Here is a 16,225-nt window from a genome sequence, read left to right on the forward strand (position 1 = left end):
GTCATTGGCCTGTCATCCGCCGGGGCTAGGGTCCAACTCATCCGAATGAGTGAAGCGGGCCTTTATGCATAGTCGAGGGCAGACGTGGGAAACCACGCGGGACAAGATCAGCGAAGAAATCGCGGCGGGCCATTTGCCGCCGGACAGTCGGCTGCCGTCGGAGCCGGAGCTGTGCGTTCTCTATAACACTCGCCGGCATTCCTTGCGACGGGCGCTGGCAGCGCTGGTGGCTGAGGGCAAGCTGCGCGTCGAACATGGCCGCGGCACCTTTGTCGAGCGGGCGTCGCTGATCAACTATGTCATCGGGCCGCGGACCCGTTTCCGTGAAAACCTCATGGCGCAGGGTCTCACCGCCTCCGGCCAGGCGATCTTGGAAATGCAGATACCGGCCGGCGCGCGCATTGCTGCGGCGCTCGGTTTGACGCCCGGTGCACTGGTCACCGCACGGTCTTGGCGCGGCTTCGCGAATGACCTGCCGATCAGCCTGGGCTGGTCCTATCACGATGTTGCCCGTTTCCCCGATATTGCCGAACGCCGCAAGGCAAACCCCTCGATCACCGCCATCTACAAGACCTATGGCATCGATGACTATCGTCGGCAGAGCACGACGATCTTTACCCGCCTTGCCAACCCGCACGAGACGTCCCTGCTGATGATGCGGCCGGGGCAGTCGGTCCTAATCGTGCAGAAGGTCGACGTCGACCTCGCAGGCAAGCCGATCGGCTTTTCCGAGGCGGCCTGGGCCGGCGATCGCGTGCAATTCACCTTCGAGAACGCCCCCACGGGCGAAGTGGTCAGCGAAAGGACCGATGATGTTCAATGAAGCCAGCGGCCCTGGGCCGGAACGGGTGGGCCATGCCGAAGCCCTGGGCATTCTGGCACGCGCGCGGCCTGCGCCACTCAAGGCCTTGGCCGAGACCCTGCTTGAGCCACTGGGTGATATCACGGTCATCACCAACCGCACCGGGCTGGTCATGCTGCCCATGCGTGACACGGTAGAAAATGTCGATTTTCACCTCGGCGAGGTGCTGGTGAGCGAGGCCCATATTGCCGATGCCGCGGGCCGCGTCGGCTACGGCATGATCACCGCCCGGGACCTCGAGCGCGCCATGGCCATGGCCGTGGTCGATCTGGCGCTCGCCGCCGGCGTAGAGACCGACGCGGTTCGCCGCTTCCTTGACAGCGAATGCGAGCACCAGGCCGCGCTCGACGCGGTGCTGATGCGCCGGGTCGAGGCGACTCGCGTCGAGATGGAGACATTCTGATGCTGACCGTAGCCCCGCCCGATGCCGTTGAGGCGCGTGCCAATGCCACCTTTGAAGCGCTGATGTGGTCGATGGCCCGTCCCGGGGAGATCCGCGAATTGCCCGAGGCCGGCCTGACCGCCATTGTCGATGCCCTGATCGATCGCGAATGCGTAGCCTATGCCGACGATGCGGCATTGACCCGGCAGATCGCCGAGACCGGTGCAATTGCCGGTGAGTTGGACCAGGCCGACCATCTGTTCCTGCAAAGCCTTGATGGCGCCGCCGATGCACTGGCCGCCATCCGCTGCGGCAGCGCGCTTTATCCTGATGAGGGCGCCACGCTGGTGGCCCAGGTCGCCCATGGCAAAGGCCAGCGCCTGCGCCTGACGGGCCCCGGCATTGACGGTTGCCGTGACCTCGAAATTGCCCTTCCTGCTGCCTTTTGGGCCCTGCGCCAGCAACTTTGCGCCTATCCGGAGGGCTTTGAACTCCTGCTGGTCGATGGCCGCTCGGTTATCGGCATTCCCCGCTCCACCCAGATCGAGGTGCTTTGAATGGCCTATGTAGCAACCCGCGGTGGCGAAAAGGCCATTGAGCAGGCCGAGCGGCTGTTCCGCCAGGACCTGGGCACCATCGACGCCGCCCGTATCGAGGCCATCCGCCAGTCCATGCCCTATCTCATCGATCGGGTGATGGGCGAAGCCTCGCTCTATAGCGAAGAGTTGGCGGCGCTGGCGCTGGCCCAGACCGGCGGCGAACTCTCCGAAGCCGTGCTGGTGCTGCGCGCCTGGCGCACGACGCAGCCGCGCCTGGCGGTGGCCGCTCCCCTGCGGCAGGAGCATCTGCTGACGCAGCGCCGCATCTCGGCCGCGTTCAAGGATATTCCGGGCGGACAGATCCTCGGGCCGACGCTGGACTATTCCCACCGCGTGCTGGCCACCGACGTGCTCGAAGGCACGCCTTTTAACCCGCCAGCGGTGGACGCGGCCGCAAGCCCCGCGCCGATGCGGCAGCCGTCTCTGGCCGATTGGCAGCGCCAGCAGGGGCTGGTGGCGCCTGCCACCGAGCCGCACGTGGCACGCGATGACATCCCCGACCTTACCCGGGAGCCGCTGCTGTTTCCCGCCGCGCGGGCGCACCGGCTGCAGAGCCTGGCGCGGGCCGAAACCGGGGGCGTGCTGGCGCTCGGCTATGCCGCCATGCGCGGCTATGGCAATGCCCATCCCACGGTCAATGAATTGCGGCTTGCCGAAGCCGAAGTGGTGGTGCGCCATCCCAGTGGTACGGAATTCTCGGCGGGCCGCGTGCGCGTCTGCCAGGCCGAGGTCACGTCCAAGGAAAAGGGTGGTTTTCTCGAACTCGGTTTTGCCGCCAGCCTCGGCTGGAACGAGGTCAAGGTGATCGCCGCCGCGACGCTCGACCTCAACTCGGCCGAGGCGCCGGTGGGCTCGCCCATGCACGAGGAATTTTACCTCTACCATACCGAAAGCGTCGAAGCCTCGGGCTTCTGCATCCACTTCAAGCTGCCTCATTACGTGACCTTCCAGTCGGTGCTGGATGCCATGCGTGACGCCAAGGCCAAGGCTGCCGCGGTTGACGCCAATGACGACAATGACGCTTTGGCCGAGCCACGCCAGACGGAGCCCGCAGAATGACCCTTGCTTCCCTCACCAAGCCCTGGGCCGCCACCAGCTACGGCTTTCTCGACGCATCGGCCAAGCGCGAACTGCGCCGCAAGATGCTCAAGGCCATCGCCGTGCCCGGCTGCCAGATCCCCTATGCCAGCCGCGAAGTGCCCATGGCGCGCGGCTGGGGCACGGGTGGCCTGCAGGTCACGCTGACGCTGGTCAATCCGCAATCGACCATCAAGGTCATCGACCAGGGCGCCGATGACGGCGTCAATGCCGCCTCGATCCGCCGCTTCATCAGTCGCGTTTCGGGTGCGGCTGAGACCTGGGATACGCTGGAGGCCTCGATCATCCAGTCGCGTCATCGCGTGCCGGAAGAGACTCTGGCTGCCGATCAGATCCTGGTGCTGCAGGTGCCCAATCCCGAGCCGCTGCGCGGGGTGGAGCCCAATATGTCGATCGCCCGGCAGATGCATGCCGATGCCGATTATGGCCGGCTGTGGTTGACGCTCTATGAGCAGATCGTGCGCAAGGGCCGCATCATGCAGGGCGCGGCCTATCCGAGCCTGGTCAATGGCCGGCACGTGATGACGCCCTCGCCGATCCCCCGCTGGGACGTGCCCAAACTCCATATGGCACGGCACCTGACCTTTCTGTCGGCCGGCCGCGAGAAGCGCCTGCATGCCGTGCCGCCCTTTACCCGCGTCGAGCCGCTGGTGTTCTCGGATCGGCCCTATCGGGTCGAGGACCATGCCGCGCTGGTCTGCCGCCGCTCGGGGATGGCCGGCTATTTCATGAACGAGATTCCGCAGGACCAGGGCGGCTCGGTGTTCGAAGTTTCCGACAGCAATCTGGGCATCAAGGCCATTCGGCAGGGGGAGGGCGAAGCGGTTGCGATCGGCACCACCTGGTACCGGAACGGGGAGTATTCGGCATGAGCATCGACATGACTTCGGCGCCCGCCGAACTGCTGCCGCCGCAACTGATGCAGACCGCGGCGCTGCTGACCATGCGCGGCGTGTCCCGTCGCTATGGCGCGGTGCGTGCACTGCGCCAGGTCGACGTCAATGTCTATCCGGGGGAAGTGCTGGGCATTGTCGGGGAAAGCGGCTCGGGCAAGTCGACCCTGCTGCGCATGATGAACCTTGAGGATACGCCAGATCACGGCGACTACCGGCTGCGCCTGCCCGGGCGCGACGATGGCAACCTGTTTGCCCTGGGGCGCTACGAGCGGCGCATGCTGTGCGCGCACCATATCGGCATTGTCTACCAGAACCCGCATCTGGGCCTGCTGATGCGGCACAGTTCGAGCGGCAATGTCGCCGAGCGGCTGCTGATCGCCGGCGAACGGAGCTTTGAGGTCTTGCGCAGCAAGGCGCGGGATGCGCTTGACGCTTCCGAATTCCCGTTATCGCGCATGGATGCCCGACCGGCCGAACTGTCGGGCGGCATGCAGCAGCGCGTGCAGTTGGCCAAGGCCATTGCCCTCGAACCGGCGCTGCTGCTGCTGGACGAGCCGACCACGGGGCTCGACGTCAGCGTGCAGGCCTTGGTGCTCGATACGCTCAAGCGCCTGCAGCGCGACCGGCGCATCACCATGGTGCTGGTGAGCCACGATCTGGGTGTGATCCGCACCATGGCTGACCGCGTGCTGGTGATGCGGCATGGCGAGGTGGTGGAGCAGGGGTTATGCGACCAGGTGTTTCAGGACCCGCAGCACCCCTATACCCAGCAACTCGTCCACGCCAAGCTCTAGGTGCCGCCATGACACAAGACAACCATCTGCCCCTGCTGCGCGTCGACGGATTGAGCAAAACCTTCCGCATGTATCACCTCGACAGCATGCTGCATGCCTTTGAAGGCATCAGCTTTGACCTGCATGCGGGCGAGTTCCTGCTGCTCAAGGGCCGCAATGGTGCCGGCAAGTCGACGCTGCTGCGCACGCTGTGGCGCAGCTATCTGCCGGTGGCCGGCCATATCTGGTACCAGTCCGGCCTTGGCGGCATCGACCTGGCGCGCGCCGCCGATGTCGACATCGCGCTGTTGCGCCGCCAGGAAATCGGCTTTGTCACGCAGTTCCTCAATGCCCGTCCCCGCGTTGCCGCCCAGGACATTGTCGCCGAACCGCTGCGGCTGGCCGGCTATGCGCCCGATGACGCCCTGGAGCAGGCGCGGCACTGGCTGGGCGAATTCGGCGTACGGCCCGAACTTTGGCGCGCCTATCCGAGTACCTTTTCCGGCGGCGAGCAGCAGAAGGTCAACCTGGCCCGTGCGCTGATCCTGCCGCAGCGCCTGCTGCTGCTCGACGAGCCGACCGCTTCGCTCGATGTCGGCGCCCGGGCCGCGCTGGTGCGGCGTCTCGCCGACCTCAAGGCCGCCGGGGTCGCCATTGTCGGCGTATTCCACCATCCCGGCGACGTTGCCGACCTCATCGATCGCGAGATCGACCTGGCCACCCATCCCGTCTCTGCCGCCATGGAGCTGAGCCATGTGGCTGTCTGATTTCCGCATTGTCCTTGCCGACCACGTCATCGACCATGGTGCCTTGCGCGTCGAGGACGGTCTGATCGTCGAAATCCGCCAGACCCCGGTCGAGCACGCTGATATCGACGGACAGGGCCTGCTGCTGATGCCCGGCCTGATCGACATGCATGGCGACATGATCGAACGCGAGATCGAGCCGCGGCCCAATGTGCGCATGCCGATGGAAATGGGCCTGCGCGACCTCGATCGCAAGCTGGCCAATTCGGGCATTACCACCGCCTATGCGGCCGTATCGTTCAGCCCCGGATCGACCTATGGCCATATGCGCTCCTATGATTTCACCAGCGAAATGATCCGGGCGCTGCGGGCGCACCAGGCCGAGCTGCTGGTCGACCACCGCGTACACGCCCGCTTCGAGGTGACGTTTCCGGCCGCTCTGTCGGTGGTCAAGGAACTGATTGCCGAGGGCGCGGTGGATCTGATCTCGCTGTGCGATCATACGCCGGGGCAGGGTCAGTATCGCGACCTAGCGCTGCAGGCGGCCAATCTGGCCAAGTCCAAGGGCATCACCCTCGAGCAGGCTCAGGCCAATCTTGACCAGCGTATCCGCGACCGGAAGGAAACAGCGGGCGACCTGACCGCCACGCTGCGCGCGATTGCCCAATACTGCGCACTTCATGGCGTGCCCTTGGCCAGCCATGATGACGATACCGTGGAAAAGGTGGCGCGGATGCAGGCGCTGGGCGCCAATATCAGCGAGTTCCCGGTGACGCTCGAGGCGGCCCGCGAGGCACATGGGCGCGGCATGCTCAATGCCATGGGCGCCCCCAATGCGCTGCGCGGCATCTCCTATTCGGGCAATCTGTCGGCCCGCGAGGCCCATGCCCATGGCCTGCTCGACCTGCTGGCTGCCGACTACCACCCCTCCGCCATGCTGCCGGCCGTGCTGGTGCTGGGCAATACCGATCCCGATGGCCTGGCCGGCGCGACCCGGCTGGCCACGCGCAATCCGGCCCGCGTACTGGGCCTTGAGGACCGCGGCGAAATCGCCCTGGGCCTGCGCGCTGATCTCATCATCGCCGACGATACCGGCGTGGGCCATGTGCGCACCACCATCTGCAAGGGCGCGGTGGTCTATTCCGACGGCAGCATGGCCCCGATCCGTCACCGTGGTGTCATTCGAATGAGTTAACGGTGTCATGCAAGCCGGTTAGCTTCAACACAGCCTGAAGACCAGACGTCCTCGCGAAAAGGTAGTGACATGCTTGAACTGAGGAAAATCACCAAGACGTTCGGCCAGACCATTGCGGTCAACAATGTCTCCCTGAGCTTTCCTGCTGGCCAGATGGTCGGCATCATTGGGCGGTCAGGGGCGGGCAAATCCACGCTGCTGCGCCTGATCAACCGCCTCGCCAGCACCGGACAGGGCGATATCGTGTTCGAGAATACCCATATCGGCAAGCTGACCGGCCGCGAGCTGCGGGCCTGGCGTTCGCGCTGCACGATGATTTTCCAGCAATTCAACCTGGTGAACCGGCTCGACGTGCTCACCAATGTGCTGATAGGCCGGATCGGGACTGCCGCCACCCTGCCCATCATGTTCAAGCATTTTTCGGCGCAGGATCGCACCGCCGCGGGCATGGCGCTCGATCGCCTCGATCTGCTGCCGCAGGCGCTGCAGCGGGCTGACACCCTGTCGGGCGGCCAGCAGCAGCGCGTCGCCATTGCCCGGGCACTGATCCAGAATCCCTCGATGATCCTTGCCGATGAGCCCATTGCCTCGCTGGACCCGCGCAATGCACAGCTGGTGATGGACGCGCTACGCACCATCAACCAGCAGGACAAGATCACCGTGATCTGCAATCTGCACACGCTCGATGCCGCCCGGGCCTATTGCGACCGCATTGTCGGCATGGCGCAGGGCAGGGTGGTGTTCGATGGCACGCCCGCCCAGCTGACCTCCCGGGTGATCCAGGAAATCTATGGCGGCGACAACGAAGATACCGTGGACGAGAACCTGACCTCAACCATGGCTGCCCACATGACGGCCAAGGCCGACATGCAACGACAAATGGCCGACGTCGAGTAGGCGTCGCCACCCAAACCCATCAACTGGAGCATTGCTATGTTCACCTACCTGCGCCACGGCCTAGCGGCCGTGCTGATTTCGGCTGCCGTCATGTCGCCCGTCCTGGCCCAGGACTGGCGCGAGCAATATCCCGAGCTGACCATCGGCATTTCCTCGGGCGAGAACGAAGCCGACGCCATCGCCCGCAACGAGCCCTATGCCCATTACCTCAGCGAAGCGCTGGGCGTGCCGGTCAAGATCGTGCGCGGCACCGACTATGCTGCCATCATCGAGGCCATGCGCTCGGAACATGTGCATATCGCTTCAGTCGGCCCGGCCGCCTATGCCCTGGCCCGCAAGATCATGGGTGAAGGCGTCGCGCCGGTCGCCATCACGCTCGATGGCGACGGCAACAAGGGCTACTATTCGGTCATCGCCGTACGCGCCGACAGCGACTACCAGACGCTCGAGGACGTCAAGGGCGTGTCCTTTGCCTTTGCCGATCCCAACTCGGCTTCGGGCTATGCCGTGCCGTCCTATTATCTGGCCCAGGAACTGGGCATGCCCGCGGACGAGTATTTCGGCGACGTCGCCTTTTCAGGCGGGCACGAGCAGAGCGTCATGGCCCTGATCAACGGCACGTTCGAAGCCGTGGCGACCCACTGGCGCAACGAGGTTGCCGGCAATATCCAGACCATGGAGGGCAAGGGCCTGATCGAAAAGGGTTCGACCCGCATCATCTGGACCTCGCCCGTCATTCCCAACACGCCGGTGATGATCCTGACCAGCCTGCCGCAGGAATTGCAGGACGAGTTCAAGGCCGCCCTGATGGCCTTCCCCACCGCGGATCCTGAAGGCTTCGCTGAATATACCCGCGGCACGTCGAGCGGTTATGTCGAGACCGCTCATGAAGACTATCTCGACCTGATCGCCATTACCGAATTCAACGCCGCCGAACGCCGCCGCACCGCCAATTGATGCTGCAATGGCACGCGGGGATCATCCTCGCGTGCCATTCCGCCACAGCGACGAGGAATGACCCGATGATGTTGCTCGAACCGGCCACCGGCCCGCGCTCCACCGACGCCCGGCATGATCGCCTGGCTGCGTTTGAAAACCGCTATCAACAGGTGCGCACGATCCGCCGGCTCTGGACCGGGTTCTATGGCGCGCTGTTTCTGGCGGCGCTCGTGGCCTCGGTCATGGTCAGCGACTTCAATCTACCCGGCCTGATGGATGGCCTGCCCAAGGCCTGGAACTACATTGCGGGCACCATGCCCAGCCTGTCCATCGCCACTTTCGGCGCCGATATGGCCGAATGGTACTGGGGGCTGCGCTTCTGGCTGCGCCTGCTGGTCGAAACCATTCTGATGGGCTTTGTCGGCACTGCCGTGGGCGGCGCGATTGCGCTGCTGCTGTGCTTCGCCGCATCGCGCAACCTGGCCCCCAATACCACGGTCTATTTCCTGTCCCGCCGGGTGCTGGAGTTCTGCCGCACCGTGCCCGAACTGGTGTTCGCGCTGATTTTCGTCTTTGCCTTCGGCCTGGGTCCCTTTGCCGGCGTGCTGGCCATCGCCGTGCATACTGCCGGGTCGCTGGGCAAGCTGTTTGCCGAGGTCAACGAGAATGTCGACGAGCGGCCCATCGATGGCGTGCGCTCGGCCGGCGGCAACTGGCCCATGGTGATGCGCCTGGCCGTGGTGCCGCAGGCGCTGCCCAATTATGCCAGCTATCTGCTGCTGCGCTTCGAGATCAATGTGCGCGGCGCTTCCGCCCTGGGCATTGTCGGGGCGGGCGGCATCGGCCAGGAGCTCTATGTTGCCATCCGGCAGTTCGAATATCCCGACATCTCCGCCATCATGCTGCTGCTCATCGCGACAGTGTCGATCATCGATATCGCCTGTGAATCCATTCGCCACCGGATCATCGGCCGCCATTTCATGACGGGGCACTGACCATGCAGACCATCTCGCCATCCGACATCGCGCGCATCAGGGGGATCAACCCGCAGCTGCTGGCGCGCCCGCTGGCCCAGCGCCTGCGTGACTGGAGCCTGTGGCTCGGCTTCGCCATCCTGCTGGGCTACGGCCTGTGGTGGATCGACGCCTCGCCCATGCGGGTCCTCAACGGCCTGTCCAAGCTGGGCATGCTGGTCGGCCTGATGATCCCGCCCTGGCCGGGCGATGGCTTCTGGCAATATTGCCACGCCATTGCCGAAACGCTGGCCATGGCCTTTCTGGGCACGCTGATCGCCGCCGTGGTGGCGCTGCCGCTCGGCTTTCTGGGGGCCAAGAACATCGTGCCCAACTGGCTGTTTCACTTCAGCCTGCGGCGTGTTTTCGACGGCTTTCGGGGCATTGACGGCCTTGTCTGGGCCCTGATTTTTGTCTCGGCGGTCGGCCTTGGCCCCTTTGCCAGCGTGCTGGCCATTGCCGTGGGCGATGTGATGATCTTTGGCAAGCTCTTTGCCGAAGCCATCGAGAATGTCGATGACAAGCAGGTTGAAGGTGTGCGGGCCAGCGGCGGCAGCGACAGCCATGCGATGCGGCTGGGCGTGTTTCCGCAGGTATTCCCGGTGATGCTGAGCCACGTGCTGTATTTCTTTGAATCCAATGTGCGCTCGGCGACCATTCTGGGCATTGTGGGCGCCGGCGGCATCGGGCTGCAGCTGTCGGACCGCATGCGCATCAACAAGTGGGACGAGGCTGCCTTCATCATCCTGATGATCCTGGTCACCGTGGCCGTGATCGACAACATCTCCCGCCGCATCCGGATGAAACTGATCCAGGCGGCCCCACAGGAGTGACCTCCGTGTGTCCGGCGGTCAGCGCAGATGGATACAGCTGATCCACGAAGGGCGCAGGTCGGAGTTCAGAACTTTTTCCTGGTTTCGGTATGTGCCAGTTGACAAATGCGGCGTTCGCGGTAACGTTCCCATGACGCAGAGAGCTGGTTGCAGCCGACGTCATGGGATGGATCATGGGACAAAGCCGCACACGTCGGCCTACCATTATTGATGTTGCCGAGCGCGCTGGAGTGTCCAAGAGCACCGCAGCGCGGGCGCTGGCCGGTTCGTCCAACATCACCGACGAGACGCGGGAACGTGTGGTCACGGCTGCCAATGCAGTGGGCTATGAGCGCAACCACCTGGCGGTGGGCATGCGTTCGGGCCGGAGCGGCATGCTGGGCCTGGTGATTCCCGATATCACCAACCCGTTCTGGGCCGATGTGGCGCGTGGCGCCCAGGACCGGGCGGCGCGGGCCGGGGCATCGCTGCTGGTGTTTTCGTCTGATTGGGACCCTGAGGCCGAAGCGACGCACCTCAAGACGCTGCGCCGGGCGCGGGTGGATGGGGCCATCGTCAATCCGGTGTCGGACAATTTCGACGATCTGGATCGGTTCGGTCTGCCCTGCGTTTTCATCGGCTCGAGCGCCGAGCGCTTTCCCGATGTCTCGAGCGTCGGATCGGACATTGCCCAGGCGGTGCGGCTGGGGCTGGACCATCTGGTGGCCAGGGGGCACAGGGCACCAGCGCTGATCCTGGGACCCAAGTCGCGTCTGGCACGGGCCCGCTTCCTGCGGGCCGTGCACGAGCACTGCGTCGAGCGCGATGTCGATCCGGCCATCCTTGCCATCGAAGACGGTGAATATACCGTCGAAGGCGGACGCCAGGCCATGCGGCGGTTGCTTGACCAGCCGCGGGTCGGCCACCTTGCCGTGTTCGCCGCCAACGACATGATGGCGCTAGGCGCCATGATGGCCGTGCGCGATGCCGGGCTCGATTGCCCGCGCGATGTATCGGTTCTGGGCTTTGACGGCATTCCGTCGGGCGAGTTCGCCTGGCCGGGCCTGACTACCGTTGCCAAGCCGGGCCGCGATATCGGGGAGCGGGCCGTCGAAGGCCTGTTCGCCGAGATAGAACACAAGCCGGAACACCGGCGCATCTACATGCCGTGTCGACTGATAGAGCGAGGCTCACTCGCCGATCTGTCAACCGCGGCGCCTCAGCGCGTTGCCGGGGCAGGGAGGGTCTGACCATGGGTGAGTCCGAGGGACCAAAAGTCGCTGTTATACCGTTGGGTGGGAACGTTCCCACTGCGAGCTGGCCGGCTGATGAGCGGGGCATGGCATTCGATGTGACACCGCACATTGCCCCAAAGGGTGAACGTCTGGTGAGCGGATTGCGCACCTGGTGGCCGTATTACGCGATGATGGCGCCAGGTCTGCTGTTCTTCTTCATCTGGCACTACGTGCCGATCTGGGAAGCCAAGATGGCCTTCGAACAGGTCCGCATCATTCCACCCAACCTCTGGGTCGGCCTGAAGAACTTCCAGCAGCTGTTCTCGTCGCCGATCTTCTACCAGGTACTGGCCAATACCCTGATCATCTCGGGCATGAAGATCGTCTTCGTCTTCCCGGTGCCGATCATGGTGGCGCTGCTGCTCAACGAAGTGCGCAGCGGCAAGCTGCGCGGCGTCATCCAGTCGGCGATCTACCTGCCGCATTTCCTGTCCTGGGTGGTGATCGCCGGCGTGTTCATCGCGCTGCTGTCGCCCACCGATGGCGCCGTCAACCAGATCCAGCAGTCGATGGGGTTCGGGACCATCAACTACCTGACCAATACCGGCACCATCCGCTGGGTGCTGGTGGTCTCGGAAATCTGGCGCTCGGCCGGCTGGGACAGTCTGCTCTATCTGGCCGCCATCTTTGCCATCGCCCCCGAGCTCTACGAGGCAGCGGAGATGGACGGCGCCAATCGCTGGCAGAAAATCTGGCACGTTACCATTCCCGGCATCATCCCCACCATCGCGACGCTGTTCATCCTCAATATGGGCATGTTTCTGAGCGCCGACCTGAACCAGGTGATCAACTTCCAGAACGACGTCAACGCCTCGGCCATCGATATCCTCGACACCTATGTCTACCGCATGGGGCTGTCGACCGGCGAATACGCGCTGGCCACGGCCGCCGGCCTGTTCAAGGCGGTCATCGGCATGATCCTGGTCGTCACCTCGCATCTCGTCAGCAAGCGCCTGACCGGCAAGGGAGTATGGTAATGGCCAGCCAATCGCGCCGGACGCCGCTCGAGCGCGTCGAATATGTGCTGATCGTCTCGACGCTGCTGCTGCTGGTGGTGTTCACCCTGCAGCCGCTGCTCAACCTGTTGGCGCTGTCGTTCACCGATCCCAGCAAGATCGCGGGCTTTTCCGGCCTGGCGATCATTCCAGATGGCTTTTCCATCGATGTCTGGGCCCTGTTGCTGCAGCACCCCAATGTGCAGCGCGGTCTGTTCAACTCGATCTGGATGACCGCCACCAGCGTCTGCATCGGGGTCTTCGGTACGGCGCTGATGGCCTGGGGCATGTCGCGACCCGGCCTGCCGGGCCGTCGGTTGATCTTCATCCTGGTGCTGGTGACCATCGTTTTCGAGCCGGGCATCATTCCGGACTATTTCCTGATGAAGCGGCTGGGCCTGCTCAACACGCCCTGGTCGGTGATCATGTATAAGGCGATCAGCGCCTGGTACCTGATCATCCTGATCCGCTTCTTCGAGGAAATTCCCAAGGAGCTGCTGGAAGCGGCCGAGCTCGATGGCGCCAACCCCTTCCAGACCTTCTGGATGGTCGTGCTGCCGCTGGCCAAGCCAGCCCTTGCCACCATCGCGCTGTTCTATCTGGTGCTGCACTGGAACGAGTTCTTCCGCTCAATGATCTACCTCAACGACCAGACGAAGTGGCCGCTGCAGGTAGTGCTCCGGCAGTTCGTCATCGAGGGCGACAAGATCGCCATCGTCGGCGCCAGCAATGCCAACAACAATATCGGCCTGGCGCAGATCAACATCCGCGCGCTCAAGGCGGGCATGATCTTCATCACCATCCTGCCGATCCTGGCCATCTATCCCCTGATCCTGAAGTTTTTCACCAAGGGGACGATGTCGGGGGCACTGAAGGGATGAGACGGATGAGCAAGGCGCCGCTCAACGTCCGCCATCCATCGACCTCTTCTCCAGGGGAGAGGCCAAGAGAATTCCGCGCAAGCGGGTGCGACTGAACCATAAATGGGAGGAGACTAAAATGACGCTGAAGAAACTGCTGCTGGTTACCACCGCCATGGCCACGCTGGGGGCGCTGGCCGGGCCGGCTTTCGCCCAGACCACGATCCGGCTGGTGAGCAAGGACCTGCTCACCACCAATCCTGACGACGTCAAGGAGATCGAGGCCATCGAGGCTGCGCTCAAGGCGCAGGGCCACGACATCGATATCCAGACCATCGACCTGCCGGGCGGCACGTCGGCCTATGTCGACGCGCTGGGCGTCATGCTGCTGTCGGGCGATATCCCGGACGTCATCTATTTCCAGGGTGGCGATCAGAAGATGGCCGAGCAGAACATCCTCGAAGACCTCAATCCCTGGATTGAAAATTCAGAGCACATCAAGGCGGCGCTGTGGCCGCATAATGTGGAGCGTCTCGCCAATTATCCCTACCTGCTCTACGTCTATCCGCCGCGGGCGCCGCAGCCGGTGATGCGCCAGGACTGGCTTGACGAGTTGGGTCTGGCAGCCCCGACCACGGTGGAAGAATATGAGGCCCTATTCCAGGCCATTCACGACGCCGACCTTGATGGAGACGGTACCGCCGGCAACACGCTTGGCCTGACGGGCTTCGGCAATACGACCGAGCTGGACTCGGTGTTCAACCAGGCCTTCGGCGTCACCGGCACCTGGATGAAGAATGCCGATGGGGCCTGGGTCAATGCCCGCATTACCGATGCGGAAAAGGCAAAGATCGCGTTCTATGCCCGCCTGGCCGAGAAGGGGCTCTACGACAAGGAATATGTCACCAACACCTTCGACGTGAAGGAAGACAAGTTCTACACCGGCAAGGCCGGCGTGATCTTCGGTTCCTCGCCGGAAGTCATCGACATCTATGCCGGCAAGATGCGTCAGGCCCATCCGGGCGAGACGATCGAACTGGCCCTGCTGCCTGTGCCATCCGGCCCCGGTGGCCAGGGGCTGGCCGCGGTCGACGTGTCCAAGGAGTCCCGCGGCTGGGCGATGTCGTCGCTCTCCGAGCATAAGGAAGAGGCCTTTGCCGTCCTCGATTTCATGGCTTCCAAGGAAGGCCAGGACATCGATCGCATGGGTTTTGTCGATGTGCATCACACGGTGGGCGCCGATGGCGCGGTGACCTTCACTGACCAGATCTCGACCTGGTATGCGCGCTTCTTCAATGCCGCCAACTGGACGCCGCCAACGGCGCTGCTGTCGCCCACGGCACAGGCGGCGCTCGACACGATCAAGGCCGGCTTCACCGCCGACAATGCCTTCGTCTGGCCGGCCGACTATGCGGCCGACGTGGACGCGGCCGAACAGGTCTATCGCTCCTGGGTGGCCCGGTTCATCACCGGCGAGGCCTCGCTCGACCAGTGGGACACCTTTGTGAACGAGTATAACGCCGCCGGCGGCCAGCGCATGGCCGAATATGCGGCAACGGTACTGGGCCAGTAACGGGCCGTTCTGGCCTGCTCCCTCCCCCCTGTGGGGGAGGGACGCGCCGGGCCTCAGGCCCGGAGACCAGCGATGGAATTGAAAGTCGAAACAGCATGACCCAATCCCTCCAATCACGCGTTCGCGGCATGCTGCATGGCATCGCGCTGGGCGACGCGCTCGGGGCGCCGGTGGAAAAGCTCTCCGCTGCCCAGATCCGCGCGCGCTACGGCCGGGTGACCTCGGTGATGACACGCTGGCACAAGATGGATCTGCCGCCCGAGCAGCGGAACCACCGCGTGCGGGGCGATGGCATCGTTACCGACGATACGCTGATGACCCTGGCCATGATGGATATCTATGCCGATACGCGGCGACATCTGGACGCCTGGGACATGGCCGACGGCATGGTGCGCCAGATCGCCTGGACAAAGCGCTGGGTGCCCGAACTGCAACGCGAGGCGATGCTGATCGATCGCCTGTTCTATCCGGAAAAGTGGATCTTCCAGCGCCATCAGCTGTCCAACTGCGACCCGCGTCAGGGGGGCATCGGCAATATGGTCAATTGCGGTGCGGCCATGTACATCGCCCCGGTGGGCGTGGCCAATGCCGCCGATCCCAAGGCGGCCTATGACGAGGCCATTGCCTTTGCCGCGGGGCATCAGGAAAGCTATGGCCTCGAGGCCGCCGGCGTAATGGCTGCTGCCGTCGCCGCGGCCTTCGTGCCCGGCACAACGATCGAGGGGATCGTGGACACCGTCATCGGGCTTGCCAAGGACGGCACGCGCGCTGCCATCATCGCCATTGCCGACAGGGCGCGGGCGCTGCGCGGTAGCGGCGCCGACCATGCCAGCGTCTGCGATGACTTCCACAGTACAATCGCGGACTATTCGGTGATGGGCGACGACGTCAATCACAGCGATGAAAAGGTCGGTCGGCTGACCGACGCCTATCGGCCGAGCCGGCTGCAGGCCATCGAGGAACTGCCGCTGGCGCTGGGATTCTGCCTGCTCAATGACGGCAAGTTCCGGCCCTCCATCGAAGACGGCATCAATTCGGGCCGCGACACCGATTCCATCGGCGTCATGGTCGGCGCCATCCTGGGTGCGCTGCATGGCGAAAGCGTCATCGATGCGACGGATCGCGCCCAGATCGACGCCGCCAACCGCCTCGACCTGCTGGCTTCGGCCGATGCCTTCGCCCGCACCGTCAGCGAGATTTTTGCCACCGACCGCTCGATTGCCACCAGCCGCGACGCCGCCCGCGCCGCCCTGACCGCACCAGTCCAAGCGCTGGTTTCCTGACCACCAT

The 16,225-nt window shown here is 64.2% G+C and carries 17 protein-coding genes; all 17 read left to right on the forward strand.

The features are described from left to right. Window positions 1-49: 49 nt before the first annotated feature. The 17 genes from phnF (at window position 50) to AC4NN3_RS01805 (ending at window position 16,218) form a co-directional block, all read left to right on the forward strand. Window positions 50-823, forward strand: coding sequence for a phosphonate metabolism transcriptional regulator PhnF (phnF, locus tag AC4NN3_RS01725; RefSeq protein WP_491925421.1), 774 nt, complete (start codon window positions 50-52; stop codon window positions 821-823). Next, window positions 810-1,265 (forward strand): phosphonate C-P lyase system protein PhnG, encoded by a 456-nt coding sequence (locus AC4NN3_RS01730; protein ID WP_491925422.1) that lies wholly within the window; start codon window positions 810-812, stop codon window positions 1,263-1,265. Before phnF ends, AC4NN3_RS01730 begins: the two co-directional genes overlap by 14 nt. Continuing rightward, window positions 1,265-1,801, forward strand: coding sequence for a phosphonate C-P lyase system protein PhnH (gene phnH / locus AC4NN3_RS01735; RefSeq protein ID WP_491925423.1), 537 nt, complete (start codon window positions 1,265-1,267; stop codon window positions 1,799-1,801). Before AC4NN3_RS01730 ends, phnH begins: the two co-directional genes overlap by 1 nt. Further along, window positions 1,802-2,902, forward strand: a complete 1,101-nt coding sequence (locus AC4NN3_RS01740; RefSeq protein ID WP_491925424.1) for a carbon-phosphorus lyase complex subunit PhnI — start codon at window positions 1,802-1,804, stop codon at window positions 2,900-2,902. Beyond that, window positions 2,899-3,813, forward strand: coding sequence for an alpha-D-ribose 1-methylphosphonate 5-phosphate C-P-lyase PhnJ (locus AC4NN3_RS01745; protein ID WP_491925425.1), 915 nt, complete (start codon window positions 2,899-2,901; stop codon window positions 3,811-3,813). The genes AC4NN3_RS01740 and AC4NN3_RS01745 overlap by 4 nt, the downstream gene beginning before the upstream one ends. After that, the gene (locus AC4NN3_RS01750) at window positions 3,810-4,631 is read left to right on the forward strand and encodes an ATP-binding cassette domain-containing protein (protein WP_491925426.1); all 822 of its coding nucleotides are present in this window, start codon (window positions 3,810-3,812) and stop codon (window positions 4,629-4,631) included. Before AC4NN3_RS01745 ends, AC4NN3_RS01750 begins: the two co-directional genes overlap by 4 nt. A gap of 8 nt (window positions 4,632-4,639) precedes the next feature. Next, window positions 4,640-5,377 carry a phosphonate C-P lyase system protein PhnL gene (locus AC4NN3_RS01755; protein WP_491925427.1) on the forward strand — a complete coding sequence of 246 codons (738 nt, stop codon included), beginning with the start codon at window positions 4,640-4,642 and terminating at the stop codon, window positions 5,375-5,377. Beyond that, complete coding sequence (locus AC4NN3_RS01760) at window positions 5,364-6,551, forward strand: alpha-D-ribose 1-methylphosphonate 5-triphosphate diphosphatase (RefSeq protein WP_491925428.1); 1,188 nt, start codon at window positions 5,364-5,366, stop codon at window positions 6,549-6,551. The genes AC4NN3_RS01755 and AC4NN3_RS01760 overlap by 14 nt, the downstream gene beginning before the upstream one ends. A 69-nt stretch (window positions 6,552-6,620) precedes the next feature. Continuing rightward, window positions 6,621-7,448 (forward strand): phosphonate ABC transporter ATP-binding protein, encoded by an 828-nt coding sequence (phnC, locus tag AC4NN3_RS01765; protein ID WP_491925429.1) that lies wholly within the window; start codon window positions 6,621-6,623, stop codon window positions 7,446-7,448. A 36-nt stretch (window positions 7,449-7,484) separates the two neighbouring features. Then, a complete protein-coding gene (phnD, locus tag AC4NN3_RS01770) occupies window positions 7,485-8,405 on the forward strand; it encodes a phosphonate ABC transporter substrate-binding protein (RefSeq protein WP_491925430.1) in 921 nt (306 codons plus the stop codon). Window positions 8,406-8,470: 65 nt separating this feature from the next. Further along, a complete protein-coding gene (gene phnE / locus AC4NN3_RS01775; protein ID WP_491925431.1) occupies window positions 8,471-9,382 on the forward strand; it encodes a phosphonate ABC transporter, permease protein PhnE in 912 nt (303 codons plus the stop codon). Between the two features lie 2 nt (window positions 9,383-9,384). Then, entirely contained in the window at window positions 9,385-10,233 is an 849-nt protein-coding gene (phnE, locus tag AC4NN3_RS01780; RefSeq protein ID WP_491925432.1) for a phosphonate ABC transporter, permease protein PhnE, read from the forward strand. Window positions 10,234-10,406: 173 nt separating this feature from the next. Continuing rightward, on the forward strand, window positions 10,407-11,462 hold the full coding sequence (locus AC4NN3_RS01785) for a LacI family DNA-binding transcriptional regulator (protein ID WP_491925433.1): 1,056 nt from the start codon (window positions 10,407-10,409) through the stop codon (window positions 11,460-11,462). Window positions 11,463-11,551: 89 nt separating this feature from the next. Continuing rightward, the gene (locus AC4NN3_RS01790; RefSeq protein WP_491925434.1) at window positions 11,552-12,484 is read left to right on the forward strand and encodes an ABC transporter permease; all 933 of its coding nucleotides are present in this window, start codon (window positions 11,552-11,554) and stop codon (window positions 12,482-12,484) included. After that, window positions 12,484-13,383, forward strand: coding sequence for a carbohydrate ABC transporter permease (locus tag AC4NN3_RS01795; RefSeq protein WP_491925435.1), 900 nt, complete (start codon window positions 12,484-12,486; stop codon window positions 13,381-13,383). The genes AC4NN3_RS01790 and AC4NN3_RS01795 overlap by 1 nt, the downstream gene beginning before the upstream one ends. A gap of 118 nt (window positions 13,384-13,501) precedes the next feature. Next, window positions 13,502-14,935: an extracellular solute-binding protein gene (locus tag AC4NN3_RS01800; RefSeq protein WP_491925436.1), complete on the forward strand. Its 1,434-nt coding sequence runs from the start codon at window positions 13,502-13,504 to the stop codon at window positions 14,933-14,935. Between the two features lie 95 nt (window positions 14,936-15,030). Then, window positions 15,031-16,218 (forward strand): ADP-ribosylglycohydrolase family protein, encoded by a 1,188-nt coding sequence (locus AC4NN3_RS01805; RefSeq protein WP_491925437.1) that lies wholly within the window; start codon window positions 15,031-15,033, stop codon window positions 16,216-16,218. Window positions 16,219-16,225: the final 7 nt, after the last annotated feature.

It is taken from the genome of Devosia sp. MDV22-iso42 (assembly GCF_058629155.1).